The organism is Pseudomonas sp. CP4 (assembly GCF_047758505.1).
GTDB lineage: Bacteria > Pseudomonadota > Gammaproteobacteria > Pseudomonadales > Pseudomonadaceae > Aquipseudomonas > Aquipseudomonas fluorescens_AO.
Genome location: NZ_CP180489.1, coordinates 4,955,819 through 4,973,063 on the forward strand (window position 1 = coordinate 4,955,819; position 17,245 = coordinate 4,973,063).

Sequence of the window (17,245 nt, forward strand, 5' to 3'; positions counted from 1 at the left end):
ACCCCGACCCGCCCAGCCATGACCGTCCGGTGAGCCTGACTATGCGGTCACTCAGTCTTTTCGCGCTGTGCTGCTTCAGCTCCTTGTCCTTCGCTGCCGATGTGCCGGGCAGCCAGGATCTGCAAATCGTGCCGCGTCTGGCCGACGCACAGATCGTCGACTATCGCCCGGCGGCCGAGCTGGAGCGCATCTACCCGCTGGGCTCGATTCGCAAGATCAGCGGCCAGTTGCGCTTCGACGGCCAGATCACCGCTCGCGGCCAGACCACCTCGGTGACCTACGAGTTGCCGCCGGAACATTCCGCCACCGAAGCCTTTACCGCCGCCCGCGAAGCCCTGCAACAGCAGGATGCCGAGTTGCTGTTCTGGTGTCAGGCACGTGACTGCGGCGAAAGCAGCCTGTGGGCCAACGAAGTGTTCGGCAACGCCAAACTGTATGGCGCTGACGAGCAACAGGCCTATCTGTTGCTCAGGCTGGCGGCGCCAAAGGACAACACGCTGGTGGCGCTCTACAGCATCACTCGCGGCAATCGCAAAGCCTATCTGCATGTCGAGCAATTCGAGGCGGTTGCGCCGTTGGGCGAGTTGCTGCCGACCTCGGCGACCTTGCTGCGTCAATTGAAGAGCACTGGCGAGCTGGATTTCCCGAAACTGGTCGATGAGCCGGATGCCACCTGGCTGCGCCTGATTTCCCGTGGCCTGAATCTCGACACGACCTTGCGGGTCACGGTTTCCGGGGCCAAGGCCGAAGCGTGGCGCCAGGCGCTGATCACTCAGGGTGTGCGCGCGGCGCGGATGGAAACCGGCAATCTCGACGGCTCTGGCCTGCGCATCGACCTGTTGCGATAAGCTGTGCCGGGCGAGCACGCACGCAGTGTTCGCCTACTCTTTCGCTGACTGACTTTGCCGGGATTTTCCATGCTCAATAACGATCGCCTGCTGGTGCAGATTCTGCTGCTGGTGTTGTTTGGTGCCAGCCTGTGGGTGATGGCGCCGTTCTGGTCGGCGCTGTTCTGGGGCGCGGTGCTGGCGTTCGCCAGTTGGCCGCTGATGCGTCTGTTGACCCGCGCGCTCAATGGCCGCGAATCGCTGGCTGCGTTGATCCTGACGCTGGGCTGGATGTTGCTGGTGGCGGCGCCGCTGGTGTGGCTGGGTTTCAATCTTGCCGATCATGTGCGCGATGCCACGGCATTCATCAAGGACGTGCAGGTCGACGGTTTGCCGGAAGCGCCGACCTGGCTTGGCAGCGTGCCTCTGGTCGGTGAGCGGCTAGTGGCGATGTGGGACAGCATCGATCAGCAGGGCGCGGCGCTGATGGTCTCGATCAAGCCGTATCTGGGCCAGGTCGGCAACTGGCTGCTGGCGCGCAGTGCGCAGATCGGCGGCGGGATTCTCGAGCTGACGCTGAGTCTGGTGTTCGTGTTCTTTTTCTACCGTGACGGGCCGCGACTGGCGGCGTTTGTGCACAGTCTGCTGCAGCGCCTGATTGGCGATCGTGCCGGTTATTACATCGAGCTGGTGGCGGGTACTGTGCAGCGGGTGGTCAACGGTGTGATTGGTACGGCGGCAGCCCAGGCAGTGCTGGCGTTGATCGGGTTCCTGATCGCCGGGGTGCCGGGGGCGCTGGTGCTGGGGATCGTCACCTTTCTGCTCAGTCTGATTCCGATGGGGCCGCCGCTGGTGTGGGTGCCGGCCACGGCCTGGCTGGCGTGGAAGGGCGAATACGGAATGGCGGTTTTTCTCGGGATCTGGGGGACGTTCATCATCAGTGGCGTAGATAACGTGCTCAAGCCTTACCTGATAAGTCGTGGCGGGAATTTGCCGTTGGTGATTGTGTTGCTCGGGGTGTTTGGCGGGTTGATTGCCTTTGGCTTTATTGGGTTGTTTATTGGGCCTACGTTGTTGGCGGTGGCTTATAGTTTGTTGACGGATTGGAGTAAGAGTCAGGCTCGGGTCTAGGGGGGGCTTGGCGGCCTTTGGGCCGACCATGCTTGGGTTTGTCTGGTGTGAATATCCGAATGTTTCGCTGCGGCGGCTGGCGGTTTCGCCTGACGGCGACTTACTTTTTTACAAGCGCCTAAAAAAGTAAGCAAAAAACGCTAGCTCCTGCGTTCGGCCCTCGCAGGCTCGGGTTCCCTCGCTCCGGGACTGATCCGGGCGCAGCGGCTACGGTTTGCTTCGCTGCACCTCCTTCCGCTGTGTCTGGCTGCGCCAGACGGTCGCTGCGCTCCCACCCCCGGATCAATCCCTCCACTCAGCCTTCCGACGTCGCCGGTGGATCAAGATCAAGAGCACTCGAGCTTGCGCTCATTGTTGAGCGGGGCGGCTTCGCCGCGGGCAGCTGCGCTGCTTTGCTTTTGCTTTTGCTTTTGTGGGAGCGAGCCTGCTCGCGAAGGCGGCCTGGCAGCCAGCCCATCTCTCTCTGAAACCACTCGATCCCTGTGGGAGCTGGCTTGCCAGCGATAGCGCCTCCACATCCAACCAATATCTGCCGAATACACTCAGTTTCATTGTGGGAGCGAGCCTGCTCGCGAAGAGGCCGATACATTCAACCAAGGCATTGAATCATCAGACGCTTTCGCGAGCAGGCTCGCTCACACTTCAAGTCGGCTGAGCCTCAGCCCCGTGGCAACCGAACAATGGCAGTCAGCCCGCCACCCGGCGTTTCTTCCAGATCCAACCGCCCACCCAACCGTTGCGCCGCTTCCCGGGCAATGGTCATGCCCAACCCCACGCCGCCGGAGTTGCGATTACGCGAGCCTTCCAGTCGGTAGAACGGTTCAAACACGGCTTCCCGTTGGTCTTCAGCAATGCCCGGCCCGTGATCAATTACCCGAATCAGCAGTTCTTCGCGCTGTTCCAGCAGTTCAATCCTTGCCTGTCCGGCGTAACGCAGGGCGTTGTCCAGCAGGTTGTTGATGCACGAACGCAGTGCCATCGGTTGCACCGGCAAGGGCGTGCAGCCGCCGCTGACCTGTACATCGGCGCCCTGGTCCTGGGCGTTCTCGCAGAGCGATTCGACCAGCGCTTGCACGTCGAGCAGTTGCAAGGCTTCGCTGGTGCGTTGTTCGTGCAGATAGGTGAGGGTGGCGTCGAGCATGCTGATCATGTCGTCCAGATCTTGGCGCATCTGGTTTTGCAGCTTGTCGTCGCTGATGTTTTCCAGGCGCAGTTTCAGCCGTGACAGTGGCGTGCGCAGGTCGTGGGAGACGGCGCCGAGCATGCGCGCGCGTTGCTGGACCTGTTCGCGGATGCGCCGTTGCATGAGGTTGAAGGTGTGCGCCGCTTGACGGGCTTCGCGCGGGCCGGATTCGTCGAGGGGGGCGCTGTCGAGGTCTTCGCTCAGGCGTTCGGCGGCGTCGCTCAGGCGCTGGATTGGCCGGCTGAGCAGTTTCGCACCGTACCAGGCAGCAATCATCAGCGTGATGAATTGAAAGGTCAGCGGCACCACCGGGCCACCGAACCAGGGCCGTGCTTGCCTCGGAGGGTAAGCAGGATCGTGCATGGGCGGTTGGCCGTCGATATTCGTTGAGAGTTCTGGCGGCGGTGGGGGCGGAGGAGGGCCGTAGAGTCTGAACCAGGCGAAGGCCAGCAAGTGCGCCAGGACAATCGCCACGAACAGCACGCCAAACAGACGCCCGAACAGCGTGTCGAAGCGCGCCTTCATCAGCCGATGTCCCGCGCGTCGAACAGGTAACCCTCGCCGCGTACGGTCTTGATCAGTTGCGGGGCTTTCGGATCGTCGCCGAGTTTTTGCCGCAAGCGCGAGACCAGCAGGTCGATGCTGCGGTCGAAGGCTTCGATCGAGCGACCGCGAGCGGCGTCGAGCAATTGTTCGCGGCTGAGCACGCGGCGCGGGCGTTCGAGAAAGACCCAGAGCAGGCGGAATTCGGCGTTGGACAAGGGCACTACCAGGCCGTTGTCGGCGACCACTTGGCGCAGGACGCTGTTGAGGCGCCAGTTGTCGAAGCGAAGGTTCGCGCGCTGGTCAGTGCGGTCGTCGCGCACGCGGCGCAGGATAGTCTGGATGCGGGCGACCAGTTCGCGTGGTTCGAACGGTTTGGCCATGTAATCGTCGGCGCCCAGTTCCAGGCCGATGATGCGGTCGGTGGGTTCGCAGCGGGCGGTGAGCATCAGGATCGGGATGTCCGATTCGGCGCGCAGCCAGCGACACAGCGACAGACCGTCTTCGCCGGGCAGCATCAGGTCGAGGACGATGACGTCGAAATGTTCGCCCTGCAGCGCCTGGCGCATCGCCGCGCCGTCGGTGACGCCGCTGGCGTGAATGTTGAAACGGGCGAGGTAATCGATCATCAGCTCGCGGATCGGCACGTCGTCGTCGACGATCAGCGCGCGGATGCTCCAGCGCTTGTCGTCTTTGCTTTCATCCGTCACGGTTGTCGGGGCGTTTGGCATGGGGCTGTTCACTACCAGAGGTGGTTTCAGCATAGGCGTCCAGCCGGGAGGCGGGAAGTGCTGTTGTAAGGACGTGTTGCGCCGGCGAGGCTAACCTCGGTGCGTGTTGCGGGCGTGTCGGCTGTGTATCGGAGTCGACACATTGGCCGCGCCGGCTAAGCTGATCACGGTCGGCGCGACGATTTACCGATCATCGGGTGCCGCGCCGCCGCCGGTTCCGCTACAATGCGCGCCGTTTTCGACCAGCCTGAGAGCCCATCCATGTCCGCCTGCCAGACTCCTATCATCGTCGCCCTGGATTTCCCCACCCGTGACGCCGCACTGAAGCTGGCCGACCAGTTGGACCCGAAACTGTGCCGGGTCAAAGTGGGCAAGGAACTGTTCACCAGCTGCGCGGCGGAAATCGTCGGCACCCTGCGTGACAAGGGTTTTGAAGTGTTTCTGGACCTGAAATTCCACGACATTCCCAACACCACCGCAATGGCCGTGAAAGCCGCTGCCGAGATGGGCGTGTGGATGGTCAACGTACACTGCTCCGGTGGCCTGCGCATGATGGCGGCCTGCCGTGAAGTGCTGGACAAGCGCAGTGGTCCGCAACCGTTGTTGATTGGTGTGACCGTGCTGACCAGCATGGAGCGCGAGGATCTGGCCGGTATCGGCCTGGATATCGAGCCGCAGGAACAAGTGCTGCGTCTGGCGGCGCTGGCCGAGAAGGCCGGGATGGACGGTCTGGTGTGTTCGGCGCTGGAAGCGTCGGCGCTGAAAACCGCGCACCCGTCGCTGCAACTGGTGACCCCGGGGATTCGCCCGGCGGGCAGCGCGCATGATGATCAACGGCGCATTCTGACCCCACGTCAGGCGCTGGATGCCGGTTCCGATTACCTGGTGATCGGCCGTCCGATCAGCCAGGCGGCAGATCCGGCGCAGGCGTTGGCGGCGGTGGTAGCCGAAATCGCCTGAAACTATTGAAGATCCGACTGTGGGAGCGAGCCTGCTCGCGAAGAGGGAGTGTCAGTCGGCATCATTACCGACTGATCCACCGCTTTCGCGAGCAGGCTCGCTCCCACATTGGTTTCAGGCTTGCCTTAAACCTTCAACACTAATTTGCCAAAGTTTTCGCCGTTGAACAGTTTCATCAGCGTCTCCGGGAACGTCTCCAGTCCTTCAACCACATCTTCCTTGCTCTTGAGCTGCCCGTTGGCCATCCAGCCGGCCATCTCCTGGGCGGCGCTGGCGAACTGCGCGGCGTAGTCCATCACCACAAAACCTTCCATGCGCGCGCGATTGACCAGCAGTGACAGGTAATTGGCCGGGCCTTTGACCGCTTCTTTATTGTTGTACTGGCTGATCGCGCCGCAGATCACCACGCGCGCCTTCATGTTCAAGCGGCTCAGCACCGCGTCGAGAATGTCGCCACCGACGTTATCGAAGTACACGTCCACGCCTTTCGGGCATTCGCGCTTCAGACCGGCCACGACGTCTTCGGCCTTGTAATCGATGGCGCCGTCAAAACCCAATTCGTCGATGAGGAATTTGCACTTGTCGGCCCCGCCGGCGATGCCGACGACGCGGCAGCCTTTGATTTTGGCGATCTGCCCGGCCACGCTGCCCACCGCACCGGCCGCGCCGGACAGCACCACGGTGTCACCGGCTTTCGGTGCGCCGACATCGAGCAGGGCGAAGTAGGCGGTCATGCCGGTCATGCCCAGTGCAGACAGATAGCGTGGCAATGGCGCGAGTTTCGGGTCGACCTTATAGAAACCGCGCGGCTCGCCGAGGAAATAATCCTGCACACCGAGGGCGCCGTTAACGTAATCGCCGACGGCGAAGCCAGGATGGTTCGAAGCGATGACTTTTCCCACGCCCAGTGCGCGCATGACCTCACCGAGACCGACCGGCGGGATGTAGGACTTGCCTTCGTTCATCCAACCGCGCATGGCGGGGTCGAGGGACAGGTATTCGTTTTTCACCAGAATCTGTCCCGCCTGTGGCTCGCCGACCGGTACTTCCTGATAAGTGAAAGTTTCGCGAGTCGCGGCGCCCACCGGGCGTTTGGCGAGCAGGAACTGGCGATTGGTCTGGTTGGTCATGACAGGCACTCGAATGGAAGGAAGCCTTGTTGATAGCTCTTCAACGGCGATGTCGCAAGGTTGGCTGATACGGCGAATGCGAGACGATCCAGTGCAGTGATGGTTACGCGGCGGGTTTCATCACTGCAGCGCATGCGCCGGTAAACAGCGATTGCATAGTGCTGACGCGCTTTCGCCGCCCTTGGCTATGCTGCGACGCAACATCTCCAGTTTTTGCATTCGAGGACATCTCCATGAGCATGACATTTTCCGGTCAGGTGGTTGTAATCACGGGAGCCGCCTACGGCATCGGTCGCGCGACAGCCCTGGCGTTTGCCGCCGAAGGCCTGAAAGTGGTGGTGGCTGACCTTGACGCGGCTGGAGGCGAAGGCACGGTGGCGCTGATTCGTACCGCCGGTGGCGAAGCGTCCTTCGTGCGCTGCGATGTGACGCTGGAAAGCGATGTAAAAAATCTGATGGATGAGGTGATCACTACCTACGGGCGTCTCGACTACGCCTTCAACAACGCCGGGATCGAAATCGAGAAAGGCAAACTCGCCGACGGTTCTTTGGACGAGTTCGACGCGATCATGGGCGTCAACGTCAAAGGCGTCTGGCTGTGCATGAAGTATCAGTTGCCGCTGCTGCTGGCCCAAGGCGGTGGTGCGATCGTCAACACGGCGTCGGTGGCCGGGCTGGGTGCAGCGCCGAAGATGAGCATCTACGCGGCGTCGAAACATGCGGTGATCGGCCTGACCAAGTCGGCAGCGATCGAATACGCGAAGAAGAAAATCCGCGTCAACGCTGTGTGCCCGGCGGTAATCGATACAGACATGTTCCGCCGCGCCTACGAAGCCGACCCGAAGAAGGGCGAATTCGCCAACGCCATGCACCCGGTCGGACGCATCGGCAAGGTCGAAGAAATCGCCAGTGCTGTGCTGTATCTGTGCAGCGATGGCGCGGCATTCACAACCGGGCACTCTCTGGCGGTGGACGGCGGTGTGACCGCGTTTTGACATTCGCCCTCATCCAACGAACCCGCCTTCGCGCGGGTTTTTTTGTGCCTCGCGCTCTGCGGCGTGAATGCCGTTAAACAATGTGTATCAAAGAGTTAGAACAGCTGCATTTGACGCGTTTGTCGCACAGCTTCGACGGCGCGGCTGTGATTTACTGCTGTCAGCAAAACGGACAGGAGTTTGCGAGCTCATGGAACTGAGAATTGACCGACAGGCAATGGTGCCGGTCGTGCAGCAGGTTGTCGACGGTCTGACGGACTGGATTGTGCAAAGCGGCGTCCCGCCTGCAACGCGGTTGCCCTCTGTGCGGCAAATCGCCCGCGGTAATCTGCTCAGCCAGTCGTGCGTGGTCGAGGCCTGCGAGCGCCTGGTGTCGCAGGGTGTCCTGACCACGCGTCAGGGCTCCGGCTTTATCGTTGCGGCGCCGCCGACGCTGCGCGATGCAGATCCGGAACTCGCCGGGTTCGAGGGGCGCCATGCCTGGTGCAGTGAGATCAGTGCTGCGAGCGGTCGCTTGAAACTGGGGCAGGGCAGCTTGCCGTCGAGCTGGCGCGAGCCCGACGACCTCAGCTACGCGTTGCGTGAGGTCGCGCGCACCGATATGGACAGCCTGTTCAATTACAGCTCGCCGCTGGGCCTGCCAGCGCTGCGCGAGCAAATTGTCAGGCGCCTCAAAGTGCTGAATATTGCTGCCTGCAGCAGCCGGCTGATGAGTACCAGCGGTGCCAGTCATGCGCTGGACCTGATTGTCCGCACCCTGTTCAAGGCCGGCGATTGTGTGGTGGTGGAAACGCCCGGTCATGCACCGTTGTTTGACCTCTTGCGCATGCACGGCATACGGATGCTCGAAGTGCGCCGTACATCGAACGGGCCAGATGTCGAAATGCTTGAATCGGTACTTCGTCAGTTTCGTCCCGGCGCCCTGTTCATCGGCAGTCATCATCACAATCCCACCGGCAGTTGCCTGACGCCCGCCGTGGCCCAGCGCATTGTGCAGTTGAGCAAGCGCTACGATTTGCAGGTGATTGAGGATGATGTCTACGCTGACCTGCACACCGGCAACGGTACGCGGCTGGCGGCGCTGGATCATGAGGGCCGGGTCATTTACGTGGGCAGCTTTTCCAAGACACTGAGCAGTTCGTTGCGCGTCGGCTTTGTTCTGGCAGACAGCCACCTGCTGACGCGCCTGGCCGAGGTCAAGATGATCAGCGGCATGGGCTGTTCGAGACTGGCTGAGGCGGTGCTGGCGAGGCTGATGGCGACCGGCGCCTATCGCAAACTGGTACAACGTCAGCGCCAGCGCTTGAATGCCGATCGCGCAGCGGCCTTGCAGGCCCTGGAAGATGCCGAGTGGGAAGTGTTCGGCAAGCCGGTTGGCGGACTGTTCATCTGGGCGCGGGCACGATTGAAGGATCAAGCATTGGTGCGCAGCCAGGCTCAGCATTGCGGGCTGGAGTTATCGGCAGCAGATGCCTTCAGTCCCAGCGGCGAGGCGGGCGATTGGCATCGCATCAATGTGGCTTGTGCCTGTGACCCACGGGCCCGGCAGTTTCTTCGCAATACCTGCGCGGATCGACCTCCAGCATTCTGAAAACGACGCGGGCGTAGCTTTTTGCCATTATTCCGACGCCCGAGACTTGTGCTGGTTCGGGCCCGTTGCGAATCTTCGGCAACAGACTTTGGCAGGGGACTACGCGCAATGATTTCGGCCGTGCAAGGACGTTTTGCCAACCTCGGTATGGCGAAAAAACTGGGTATCGGATTTGTGCTGGTTTTGCTGTTGACTGCACTGGTCGCGGCGATTGGCGTCTGGTCCCTGCAAACGATCAGTCTGCGTTTCGACGGATTGAAGCAGATGTCCGCGCTCAACAGCGGGTTGCTGAATGTGCGCCTGCTCGAGCAGGAGTACGCGCTGCGTGGCAATCCGAAAACTGCCGATGCCTTGCGTGAAGGCGTCGATGGGTTGGTTGTCCTCGCCGGTGAGCTCAGGGCGCAAACGCCGGCCAATGTGCCGGTGATGAACGATGTCGAGCAAGCGCTGGGCGCGTATCGCAAGGCATTCGATGAGTTTGTCTCGCTGAGTCAGGCCAAGGCTCTTGCGTTGGAAATGGCCAGTTGGTCGGTGTCCAGCGTGGCCAATAACCTCGATGTGTTGCAGGCCGGGCTCGCCGATGATGGCGCCTACACATTGAAAGACACCGAGGGCAAGGACGGCGCCCAGTTCATCGAACAGGCCAATCAGGTCAGTCAGGTCTCGCGACTGATGTTGCAGGCGATGAACGAAGCGCGCGTGCGTCTGGATCAGAGCCGCAAGGGCGATGCCGACAATGCCGGTCAAGGCAACATCGAGCAGGCGGCGCAAGCACAGGAGCAGGCCGAGGCGCTGAAAACCACGGTCAAGGACGAGGGCTATCTGACCGTGCTCAATGAAGTCTCGGGACATATCGCTGGATTCAACGAAAAACTCGCCGAATACACCGGTTTGCTGGCGCAAGAAAAAACGGTTCATGACCAACTGCATCAGCGCGCGGCGCAAGTGGTGGACCGGGTCAATCAGGCCTATGTCGCCGAAGATGCTGCGATGCAGGCGGAGCTGAAAAAGAACACGGTGTTGATCATTGGCTCTTCCGCCCTGGCCTTGTTGGTCGGATTGCTCGCTGCGTGGGTGATCACGCGTCTGATCGTTGCGCCGCTGCGCAGTGTGATTCGCGTGGCGCAGCAGATTGCTGCGGGTGACCTGACGGCGAAGGTCGAGGTGACGCGCCGCGATGAAATGGGGCAGCTGATGTTGGCGATGCAGCAGATGGCTGCTGGCCTGGGCACGATTGTCAGTGGCTTGCAGGCCGGTATCGAGCGACTGGCCGGCTCCGCACAATCGCTGTCGGCGGTGACCGAGCAGACCAATCTGGAGGTCAACAGCCAGAAGGAGGAAACCGAGCAGGTCGCCACGGCCATGAACCAGATGACCGCCACGGTACATGACGTCGCGCGCAATGCCGAAGAAGCGGCGCTGGCGGCGCAGACGGCGGATGACAAAGTCGAGAGCGGCCAGCAGGTGGTGCGCCAGAGCATGGCGCGGATCGAGCAGTTGGCGGACTCGGCGACCTCGGCCAGTTCCAGCATCGAAAGCCTCAGTGCCGAGATTCAGAATATCGGCACGGTGCTGGAGGTGATCAAGAGCGTGGCCGAGCAGACCAATCTGCTGGCCCTGAACGCGGCGATCGAAGCGGCGCGGGCTGGCGAGCAGGGCAGGGGATTTGCGGTGGTGGCTGATGAAGTGCGTGCACTGGCACGGCGTACGCAGCAATCGACCGAGGAGATCGAGCGCCTGGTCAGTGCCCTGCGCGCGGCGGCGCAGTCGTCGGTGCAGCAGATTCGCAGCAGTGGCGAGCTGGTGAAGCTGGCGGTCAGCGATGCGTTGCAGACCGAGAGTGCGTTGGGGAGTATTGCGGCGGCGGTGTCGTTGATTCAGCAGATGAATCAGCAGATTGCCGCGGCGGCGGAGGAGCAGAGTTCGGTGGCGGAGGAGATCAATCGCAGTGTTACGCAGATTCGTGCGAGTGCGGATCACTCTTCCGTGGCCATGCGCGGGAATGCGGCTTCGAGTGTTGAGCTGGCGCAGTTGGGTGGGGAGTTGCGCTCGATGGTCGGGCATTTTCGGCTTTGAGCCCTTGGCGGCCTTTGGGCCGACCAGGTTCTCGGCTTCGCCGCGTGGGTATGGCCCGGTTTTGCTTTTGCTGTCCTGTGGGAGCTGGCTTGCCACCGAAGGCGGCCTGCCAGCCGACCGATTTTTACCTGAGAACACTGCTTCCCAATGTGGGAGCGAGCCTGCTCGCGAAAGCGGTCTTCAATTCACGTTCTCTTTCAAGTCACCCACAAAAAAGCCACCCATGAAGGTGGCTTCTTTACCAGCATCCCCGACTCAGTCGTAAATCACTTTCTTCTTCCAGTCCGCATCCGCTTCGACATCCTTCAAACCGGCGGTCAGTTGGTTTTCTTCACCTTCCACCGGGGCAATCTTGTCCATGACCTGGGCGTTGGCTCGGGCGAGGAGTTTTTCCAGGTATTGCAGTTGCTCGGCATACATCTGCGGGTCCTGCTGCTTGCGCAGATATTGCACGCCGCGTTCGAAGGCGAGGCGGGCCTGGCCGGGTTGGTTTTGTTGCAGGGACTGTTGGCCGAGGTTGTTGAAGAATTCGATGTGCAGCAGCACGAGGATGTGGCGCACTTCGCGAATCCATTGCTTGGCTTCGTTCGGTGGCAGGAAGCCGTCGTGTGCGGCGCGGGTGATCTGGCCGTGCAAGGCTTCGAGAAGGAAGCGCACGTCTTTGGCTTTGGCCTCGGTCAGGATCGGCGCGGGCGGGTTGTTCACCGGGATCGATTCGCCCTGGGCTACAAGTGCGCTGAGTTCGGTGATGCGGGCCTTGGTGGTTGCGCTGGTCTTTTCCAGATTGAGCAGGCGCTGGCAGACGTTGAGTTCCAGGCGGGTCAGCAGCAGCTTGAGCGCTGGGGTCATGAACTGGCCAGGGAAGGTTTCGGTCAGTTCGCCGCAGCGGCGCAGGCGGTCGTTGAGTTCGACTTTGGTGCGGGCCTTCTCCAGTTTGTTGTTTTCCACCACATGGTTCATGTAGCCAATGGCGATCAGAATTGCGATCCCGGCTACGACTAGCAGGGTGATCATGAGTGGTGTCACCGGTAAGACCTCTTTATAGGGTTCGCATGCGAGTGTAGTGGCTGGGCATTTAGGCGCCTAGCGCCGCTCGACGGGTTTGATCGGCTGCTGCAATCTGTATCGGCCGCCGGCTGTATAGATGAATGCTGGCGCTGGATGTGCAGATTGCCATCACTGTGCGGTGACTATAACGTCTTGGCGAGTGGCGGAATATAGGCGTCAGGTTTCGGACGACGGAAAAGCCCTACGCGGCCCGTAATCCAGGTCGAAGTCATTGATTTAAATAAATTTATATCAGGGGGTTGACGACCCCTCAATCCATCCATAGAATGCGCGCCACTTGCAGCGTAAAGCACACAGCGAAACGCGGCAGGGAGTGAATGTTGTAGTGTGTCCCCTTCGTCTAGTGGCCTAGGACACCGCCCTTTCACGGCGGTAACAGGGGTTCGAGTCCCCTAGGGGACGCCAATGCGGGAATAGCTCAGTTGGTAGAGCACGACCTTGCCAAGGTCGGGGTCGCGAGTTCGAGTCTCGTTTCCCGCTCCAATTTTAAACAGCAGCGCTTTCGGGCGGTGCTGAGTGAAACCAGAACCAAGTCTTCGGATGCGGATCTGGACACCGAAACACACACCATGTGTTCCGGGTAGCGTGTCCCCTTCGTCTAGTGGCCTAGGACACCGCCCTTTCACGGCGGTAACAGGGGTTCGAGTCCCCTAGGGGACGCCATTTGCGGGAATAGCTCAGTTGGTAGAGCACGACCTTGCCAAGGTCGGGGTCGCGAGTTCGAGTCTCGTTTCCCGCTCCAATTTCACAAAAACGCCGATCAGTGATGATCGGCGTTTTTGTTTGTGCGCATTTTGTGGCGGCCATAAAAAAGGACCTTTTCACAGGTCCTTTTTTATTTTGAGCCCGGTTATCAATGATCGGGCTCAGGCAGAGCTTTACAGCTTCGGCAATTGCCCGACACGGCCCATCATTTCCGTGACGATCTGCAGATCCAGCAGGAACTGGTCGACGGTCTTGAACTCGCCATCGGTGTGGCCGGTGTATTTGGCTTCAGGTCGCGCCAGGCCGAATTGCACGCCGTTCGGCAACTCGTGAACCGACGTCGCGCCAGCGGAAGTACCGAATTCCGACTTCATGCCTAGGTTTTCGCTGGCCACGGCAAGCAGCGCCTTGACCCACTCACCCTCGGGGTTGCGATACATCGGTTCAGCCACGGAGTAATCGAACGCCACGGCAACATGAGTCTTCTTGCTCCAGGCATCCAGCTTCTCAGCGATCTCAGCCTTGAGCTTTTCCGGGGACTTGCCCTTCGGTACGCGCAGGTTTACCGCCAGCTTGAAGGCTTTGTCATCTTCGCCGACGTAGGTCAGCGAGGTGGTCAGCGGACCCATGAACGAGTCGGAGAAGCCCACGCCAAGTTTTTTGCCCAGATAATCCAGGCCCCAGTTTTCATCGGCATAACGTGCGGCGTCGGTGAACTGGTTGTGCTTGAGCGCGACTTTGCCGTCCAGGCTGTTGATGAAGCTCAGCATCCGCGCGACCGGGTTGACGCCGGACTCTGGTTCGGAGGAGTGCGCAGAAACTCCCGTCACGGTCAGTTTGACGTCTTCGCCATCAACCTTTGCCGCGACTTCAAAATCGCCGCCGTTGGCCTTGGCATAAGCGTCGCCGGCTTTTTGCAGACTGGTGGCGAGCTCGGCTGGCTTGTCGGTTACCAGCGTGACCACCGAAGCTGATGGGATCTGGTTGGTCGCTTTGCCGCCAGTCATCGAAACGATTTCCGCACCGTTGCCTTCACCTTTGCGTTTGGCAAAGCTGGCCATGACAGTGCCGTAACCTTTTTCGGCGATTACCACGGGATAACCGCCGTCCAGCGCCATGTTGTAGGTTGGCGTCGGGTTGCGCTCGAAGTAATAAGGAATAGCGTCGCCGCTGGTTTCTTCGGTGGTGTCGACCAGCAGTTTGAAGTTGCGCGCCAGAGGCAGCTTCTCGTCCTTGATCACTTTCATGGCGTACAGCGCGACGACGATAGCGTTCTTGTCATCCTCGGTGCCGCGACCGTACATGCGATCGCCAATCAGCGTGACTTTGAACGGGTCGAGTTTGGTGCCATCTTTCAACACCCAGTTTTCCGGCGTCACCGGCACCACATCGGCGTGGGCATGAATGCCAACGACTTCGTCGCCTTTGCCGTCCAGAGAGATTTCGTAGACGCGGTTATCGATATTGCGGAATTTCAAACCGAAGGATTCGGCGAGTTTCTGGATCTCGCCGGCAATCTTGATGAATTCCGGGTTGTCGTGTTGCTCCACGCCATCCTTGCGGAAGGTTGGAATTTCAACGAGTTGGCGCAGGGTTTCCAGCGCGGCCTTGCCGTATTTCACTCGGGTGTAAATGCCGAGCAGGCGGTGAATTTCGTTCTGCTGCTCGTCGTTCAAGGTCTTGTTGTCGAGGAAGGCGCTGATGGACGGGTTGAGTTTATCCGTCTTGGCCAGATCGCTTTTCGCCAGGCTGCCAAGGAAGCTGCGGAAATCCGTCAAGCTCTTGCCGTCGAAGGATTTCAGGATCGCTGCGCTTTGCTCGGCAGTGATGTTTGCTTGTGCGGCGCTGGTAAACGCGGTGAGGCTGGCCATGACGAGCGTGGCAGCGGCCAGTTTTTTCAGGGAAAAGACCATGGAACAGGCATTCCTTTGCAAAGGATTGGGAAGTTATTTCTGACGCTTGCGACGGAAACATTTTGTAAACCTAACACTGCGAGCGCTGGGAGAGGGAGTCTCAAACTTGATCTGTCGCACAGAAATGCAAAAGAGACGCACAAATGAAACTGTCCCGGCAGCTGCGCCGGGACTTTTTATGGGGCCTACATCGACAGCATCAGGCGTCCGGCAAACAGAATCAGGATGACGCCCATGCTGCGCTCGAACCAGTGTCCGAGGCGCATGAACAGCAGGCGCACTTTGTTGCTGGAGAAAAACAGCGCGACGATGACGAACCACAACGCGTTGACGAAGCACATCCACAGTCCATAGAGCGCCTGAATCTGCAGCGGCGTGCTGGCGCTGATGATCGTGGTGAAAATTGCCAGGAAAAACAGCGTGGCCTTGGGATTGGTCGCATTGGTGAGAAAACCGGTGCTGAATGCCTTGAACAGTGACTGTTCAACCAGCGGCTCATCGGCGGTTTTTTCGCCTTCGACGCTGCTCTTCGGTTTGCTGCGAATCAGGCTGACGCCCAGATAGAGGATGTACGCCCCGCCGACCACTTTGGCGACGGTGAGCAGCCACGGCGTGGTGTGCATCAGGGCGCCGACGCCGAGCAGGGTATACAGCACGTGCACGGAAATCCCCGCGCCGATGCCCAGCGCAGTGCAGATACCGACGAGCCGGCCGAAGCTCACGCTTTGGCGGATGGTCACGGCGAAGTCCGGGCCGGGTGCTACCACGGCGAGAAAGTGGATGGTGGCCAATGCGAGAAACTCGCCCAGGTAATTGGAAAGCATGTCAGCTCCAGAAAGTCAGAGGGGAAGCGTTGCCGCGATAGCCGACAAAGAACGACAGGCTCAAACGCGGGTCGGCCACGCCCGGGGTTACCGAGTGCATGCGCCGCGAATTGAACATGATGAAATCGCCGGGCTGCGGTCGTACTTCGAGGGCGGGCGGCCCCAGCAGGGACGGCTCGATGCCATAACTGTCGCCGCGCATTTCGTCGAATTGATCCGGGGTGATGTGGTCATTCCACATCTGCAAGGCGCCACCCTCGGTGGGCATGTTCAGGTAGACGTTGCAGGCAAATTGCGCCTCGAGGCTGCGCGCCTGAAAACTGTCCGGGGCGTCTTTGGCGAAGATGTCGTGATGAGCAAGAAAGCACACGCCGGGTTTGACCACTCGCGACAAGCCGACATACATCTTGCGCCCGTAGAGGTTTTCCAGATGTGCGCCGGCGGGCCAGGATTCGTCGAGCATGCAGCGCAGGGTGTCGATCGGCGAGGAGTAGGGCGCGCAGCGCTGGCGCAGTTCGGCGATGTTGCGGGTGGCGCGTTCGAAGTAATCCTCGATCAGCAGCGGCTGGTTTTCCGCCTCGTAGAAGGCCATGCCGATGCGGCCGATGCTCGGTGCGTTGATGTAGCCCTCAAAGCCCGGGGCGAGGATCTTGTCGCCAATTTCGATCGCCAGCGGCTCGGGGAGAAAGCGTTTGACGCGGATGGCGAGGACTTCTTCGTTGGCCAGTTTTTTTATGCACGTCTCATCGAGACGCTCGACGTCTAGCATCATTTGTTTTAGGTCCATCTATCGATAGTCAACGGAACCGGCGAGTGCGGTTCCCCGGCGTCGGACGCTGCGCGATGGCAACGTCCGAAATGCTCAATCCACGCTGTAGTGGACGGACAGCGTGCCTTTCTTCTGCGAAAGCGACGCGATCGTGACTGTGCCCAGATCCTTCAGGCTGCGTACGTGGGTGCCACCGCAGCCATAGGCTGGCAGTTCACCAAAACTGATTTCCCGCGCGCCCTCGCGCAGCGAGGTCAGGCGCGGCAGATCGTGCTCGATCCACTGCTCGATGCCGGTTTGCACGATGGGTGCATCGACTTCTTCTGCGCCATCGCCCGGTTTGAATTGCACCCGGCCTTCGTCCGGCCAGTGGTGTGCCTTGATCGGCATCCAGCCCATGGCCTGAATGAAATGACCGATCAGGTGCCCGGCCGAGTGCATGCGTGTGTTGAAGCGGCGGCGCTCTTCATCGATGCGGATAGCGGTCATGCCCAGCGGCAGCGGGCGGTCGACGAAATGCACAATGCGCTCCGCTTCCTGCACGACTCGCGACACCCGGCTTTCACCAATCCAGCCGGTGTCGCAAGGCTGACCGCCGCCCTGGGGGTGAAACAGGGTCGCGCGCAGCACTATGGCGAATTCGTTCTCGTGGGGTGTGCAGTCGAGGACTTCGACATTCGCCTTGAGGTCATCACTGTGAAAAAACAGGCGAAGCGTCATATTCCATGCCCTGATCGAAGTTCTGTTTTTATTATATGAATCGTGCAATAACGTGATAATCCGTTCGAACATCAAAGGA

At 60.4% G+C, this 17,245-nt stretch carries 14 protein-coding genes, 4 tRNA genes and 1 pseudogene; 11 read left to right on the forward strand and 8 right to left on the reverse strand.

Going from position 1 to position 17,245, the window contains the following annotated elements; translation table 11 throughout:
- Positions 1-41: 41 nt before the first annotated feature.
- Complete coding sequence (locus tag ACMYUN_RS22300; protein ID WP_039757820.1) at positions 42-848, forward strand: DUF4892 domain-containing protein; 807 nt, start codon at positions 42-44, stop codon at positions 846-848.
- A 69-nt stretch (positions 849-917) separates the two neighbouring features.
- On the forward strand, positions 918-1,958 hold the full coding sequence (locus tag ACMYUN_RS22305) for an AI-2E family transporter (RefSeq protein ID WP_415761791.1): 1,041 nt from the start codon (positions 918-920) through the stop codon (positions 1,956-1,958).
- Between the two features lie 658 nt (positions 1,959-2,616).
- Here the strand turns inward: ACMYUN_RS22305 and ACMYUN_RS22310 are convergent.
- Both ACMYUN_RS22310 and ACMYUN_RS22315 read right to left on the reverse strand, forming a co-directional pair.
- The gene (locus ACMYUN_RS22310; RefSeq protein ID WP_415761792.1) at positions 2,617-3,666 is read right to left on the reverse strand and encodes a sensor histidine kinase; all 1,050 of its coding nucleotides are present in this window, start codon (positions 3,664-3,666) and stop codon (positions 2,617-2,619) included.
- A complete protein-coding gene (locus ACMYUN_RS22315; protein WP_129997404.1) occupies positions 3,666-4,415 on the reverse strand; it encodes a response regulator in 750 nt (249 codons plus the stop codon). The genes ACMYUN_RS22310 and ACMYUN_RS22315 overlap by 1 nt, the downstream gene beginning before the upstream one ends.
- Before the next feature lie 261 nt (positions 4,416-4,676).
- On the opposite strand from ACMYUN_RS22315, the gene pyrF reads away from it, so the two are divergent.
- Complete coding sequence (pyrF, locus tag ACMYUN_RS22320; protein ID WP_415761793.1) at positions 4,677-5,375, forward strand: orotidine-5'-phosphate decarboxylase; 699 nt, start codon at positions 4,677-4,679, stop codon at positions 5,373-5,375.
- Positions 5,376-5,500: 125 nt separating this feature from the next.
- Here the strand turns inward: pyrF and ACMYUN_RS22325 are convergent, their stop codons facing one another.
- Positions 5,501-6,505, reverse strand: coding sequence for an NADP-dependent oxidoreductase (locus ACMYUN_RS22325; RefSeq protein ID WP_039764166.1), 1,005 nt, complete (start codon positions 6,503-6,505; stop codon positions 5,501-5,503).
- A 233-nt stretch (positions 6,506-6,738) separates the two neighbouring features.
- Between ACMYUN_RS22325 and ACMYUN_RS22330 the strand changes: the two genes are divergently transcribed.
- The 4 genes and pseudogenes from ACMYUN_RS22330 to ACMYUN_RS22345 all read left to right on the forward strand — a co-directional run bounded on the left by ACMYUN_RS22330 (position 6,739) and on the right by ACMYUN_RS22345 (position 11,167).
- Complete coding sequence (locus tag ACMYUN_RS22330) at positions 6,739-7,500, forward strand: SDR family oxidoreductase (protein WP_039764164.1); 762 nt, start codon at positions 6,739-6,741, stop codon at positions 7,498-7,500.
- A gap of 190 nt (positions 7,501-7,690) precedes the next feature.
- Positions 7,691-9,091, forward strand: a complete 1,401-nt coding sequence (locus tag ACMYUN_RS22335; protein WP_039764163.1) for a PLP-dependent aminotransferase family protein — start codon at positions 7,691-7,693, stop codon at positions 9,089-9,091.
- A 990-nt stretch (positions 9,092-10,081) separates the two neighbouring features.
- A pseudogene (locus ACMYUN_RS22340) lies at positions 10,082-10,258 on the forward strand (HAMP domain-containing protein); the annotation flags it as partial.
- Positions 10,259-10,462: 204 nt separating this feature from the next.
- Positions 10,463-11,167: a methyl-accepting chemotaxis protein gene (locus ACMYUN_RS22345; RefSeq protein WP_415763996.1), complete on the forward strand. Its 705-nt coding sequence runs from the start codon at positions 10,463-10,465 to the stop codon at positions 11,165-11,167.
- 255 nt (positions 11,168-11,422) lie between these two features.
- On the opposite strand, the gene ACMYUN_RS22350 is transcribed toward ACMYUN_RS22345, so the two are convergent.
- Positions 11,423-12,181, reverse strand: a complete 759-nt coding sequence (locus ACMYUN_RS22350) for a hypothetical protein (RefSeq protein WP_039764159.1) — start codon at positions 12,179-12,181, stop codon at positions 11,423-11,425.
- Positions 12,182-12,564: 383 nt separating this feature from the next.
- On the opposite strand from ACMYUN_RS22350, the gene ACMYUN_RS22355 reads away from it, so the two are divergent.
- From ACMYUN_RS22355 to ACMYUN_RS22370, 4 genes are all read left to right on the forward strand, one after another.
- Positions 12,565-12,640 (forward strand) — tRNA-Glu (locus ACMYUN_RS22355).
- 2 nt (positions 12,641-12,642) lie between these two features.
- Positions 12,643-12,718 (forward strand) — tRNA-Gly (locus tag ACMYUN_RS22360).
- Between the two features lie 104 nt (positions 12,719-12,822).
- Positions 12,823-12,898 (forward strand) — tRNA-Glu (locus tag ACMYUN_RS22365).
- A gap of 3 nt (positions 12,899-12,901) precedes the next feature.
- Positions 12,902-12,977 (forward strand) — tRNA-Gly (locus ACMYUN_RS22370).
- A gap of 136 nt (positions 12,978-13,113) precedes the next feature.
- Here the strand turns inward: ACMYUN_RS22370 and ACMYUN_RS22375 are convergent.
- The 4 genes from ACMYUN_RS22375 to ACMYUN_RS22390 form a co-directional block, all read right to left on the reverse strand.
- Complete coding sequence (locus tag ACMYUN_RS22375; protein WP_415761794.1) at positions 13,114-14,853, reverse strand: dipeptidase; 1,740 nt, start codon at positions 14,851-14,853, stop codon at positions 13,114-13,116.
- A gap of 185 nt (positions 14,854-15,038) precedes the next feature.
- A complete protein-coding gene (locus ACMYUN_RS22380) occupies positions 15,039-15,677 on the reverse strand; it encodes a LysE family translocator (RefSeq protein WP_415761795.1) in 639 nt (212 codons plus the stop codon).
- 1 nt (position 15,678) lies between these two features.
- The gene (locus ACMYUN_RS22385) at positions 15,679-16,449 is read right to left on the reverse strand and encodes a 2OG-Fe(II) oxygenase (protein WP_076563824.1); all 771 of its coding nucleotides are present in this window, start codon (positions 16,447-16,449) and stop codon (positions 15,679-15,681) included.
- Positions 16,450-16,539: 90 nt separating this feature from the next.
- The gene (locus tag ACMYUN_RS22390; protein ID WP_039764153.1) at positions 16,540-17,166 is read right to left on the reverse strand and encodes a serine-tRNA(Ala) deacylase AlaX; all 627 of its coding nucleotides are present in this window, start codon (positions 17,164-17,166) and stop codon (positions 16,540-16,542) included.
- Positions 17,167-17,245: the final 79 nt, after the last annotated feature.